The sequence below is a fragment of the Longimicrobium sp. genome, assembly GCF_036280135.1.
Classification (GTDB): Bacteria; Gemmatimonadota; Gemmatimonadetes; order Longimicrobiales; family Longimicrobiaceae; genus Longimicrobium.
In genome coordinates, this window is sequence record NZ_DASURI010000332.1 from 1 (window position 1) to 2,382 (window position 2,382).

General features: G+C 71.2%; 1 protein-coding gene. It reads left to right on the plus strand.

All coding sequences use genetic code 11. The features are described 5' to 3' along the window. Nucleotides 1-424 precede the first annotated feature (424 nt). A partial coding sequence (locus VFZ20_RS10520; protein ID WP_329683826.1) for an ATP-dependent DNA helicase RecQ occupies nt 425-2,382 on the plus strand: 1,958 nt, incomplete at its 3' end.

Genomic DNA, 2,382 nt, shown 5'->3' on the forward strand with positions numbered 1-2,382 from the left:
GGGGGAGGTGCGAGCCTCGGCGAGCGGAGGGGCGCCCGGCGCGAGCGCGGATCCCGTGCACGATACCCCCGCGGCCGGCGCCACTTGATCCCTCCGCGGCGGCGGGGTTATCATGGAGGCACAACCTCGGCACGTGGCGCACCCCGGCCGAAGGGTCGGAAGGCCACCCGCACTGGCGGGTGGCCTTCTTTCGTTTGCATCCACCCCGGCAGGGCGCTTGCGGAGCGGGCGTGAAAAACACCCCGCCCTCACGCGTCCACTTTCGGCCAGGGGTCGCACAAATCGATACGGATGCGCCAGCGGCCGAACGGGTTTGTCCGGGGTGCTTGACGAATGGGGAATTGTCCATTTTACTTGCGGCGTCCCACGCCCGGCGCCGCCGTCCGCGCCCGCGGCCGTCCTTCACCCTGCTGCGAGCGCGCCCATGGCAAACGACATGATTTCGCACGAGCACGGACCCGACGTGAATCCCGGCCCTCCGGCCCACGCCTCTCCCGAGGACGTGCTGCGCGAGCGGTTTGGCCTGCCGGACTTTCGCCCCGGCCAGCGCCAGGTCATCGACTGCCTGCTGGCGGGCGGCGGCGCCCTGGCCGTCTTTCCCACGGGCGGCGGCAAGTCGCTGTGCTACCAGCTTCCCGCGCTGCTGCTGGACGGGGTGACGGTGGTGGTCTCGCCCCTTATCGCCCTGATGAAGGACCAGATCGACTACCTGCGCGGCCGCGGCATCGACGCCGCGCGGCTGGATAGCTCGCTCTCGCGCGAAGAGGCGCTGGAGGTGGAGCGCGGGCTGCGGGCGGGCACGCTCAAGATCCTGTACGTGGCGCCCGAGCGCTTCAACAACGAGCGCTTCCTGGACCAGCTGGGCCGCGCCCACATCTCGCTCTTCTCCGTGGACGAGGCGCACTGCATCTCGCAGTGGGGCCACAACTTTCGGCCCGACTACCTCAAGCTGGCCGAGACGGCGCGCGCCGTGGGCGTGGAGCGGGTGCTGGCCCTTACGGCCACGGCCACGCCCGCCGTCGTGGACGACATCTGCGCCAGCTTCGGCATCCCGGCGGAGTGCGCCATCGTCACGGGCTTCCATCGCCCCAACCTCTTCCTGTCCACCACGCCCACGGAGCTGGCCCGGCGCGAGCGGGTGCTGGTGGAGCGCATCCAGCGGCGCGATCCGGGTCCTGGCATCGTCTACGTGACGCTGCAGAAGACGGCGGAGCACGTGGCGCAGGTGCTGGCGCAGGCCGGCATCCCCGCCCGCGCCTACCACGCGGGGATGGACGCCGACGCCCGCTCGGCCGTGCAGGAGTGGTGGAAGGCGTCGGACCGGGCCGTGGTGGTGGCCACCATCGCGTTCGGGATGGGCATCGACAAGGCCGACGTGCGCTACGTCTACCACTACAACCTGCCCAAGGGGCTGGAAAGCTACAGCCAGGAGATCGGCCGGGCGGGGCGTGACGGGCTGCCGTCCATCGTGGAGCTGCTGGGCAGCCTGGAAGACCTGGGGACGCTGGAGAACTTCGTATTCGGCGACACGCCGGACCGCGACGCGCTCCAGGGGCTGGTGATGGACGTGGCGGAGTCCGACGCCACCTTCGACGTGCAGCCGCTGGGGCTGGGCAACCGCCACGACATCCGCCAGCTCGTGCTGCGCACGGCCCTCACCTACCTGGAGCTGACGGGTATCCTGCGGCAGACCACGCCGTTCTACGCCGGCTACAAGCTGCGCCCGCTGATCCCCGTGCCCGAGATCGTCAGCCGGTTCCAGGGCGAGCGGGGCCGGTTCGTGGACGGCATCTTTCGCCGCGCCAAGTTCGGGCGCACGTGGTACACGCTGGAGCTGGACGGGCTGGATCCCGAGGAGCGCGGCCGCACCGTGCGGGCCGTGGAGTGGCTGGGCGAGCAGCAGCTGGTGGAGGTGCAGGCCAGCGACCTGCGGCTGCGCTACAACAAGCTCGTGGCGCGGCTGGACGTGGACGCCGTGACGGACGACCTGGTCTCGCGCTTTCACCGCAGCGAGGCGGCGGAGATCGGGCGCATCGGGATGATGGCGGAGCTGGTGACGCGCGACGGCTGCCAGACCAACTACCTGCTGGCGTACTTCGGCGAGCCGCACGACGTGCCGTGCGGGCACTGCACCTGGTGCGAGACGGGGCGCGCCACGTCGTTTCCGCCCCTGCCGGAGCCGCACCCCATCGAGGCCCGCATCGACGCGGGCGCGTTCCGGCGGCTGTGCCAGGGCCAGGCGCAGGTGTTGTCCACGCCGCGGCGCCAGGCGCGCTTCCTGTGCGGGCTGCCCAGCCCGGCGTTCACGTCGGCCAAGCTCACCCGCCACGCCATGTTCGCCGCGCTGGACGACCGGCGCTTTGCCGAGGTGCTGGCGTGGTG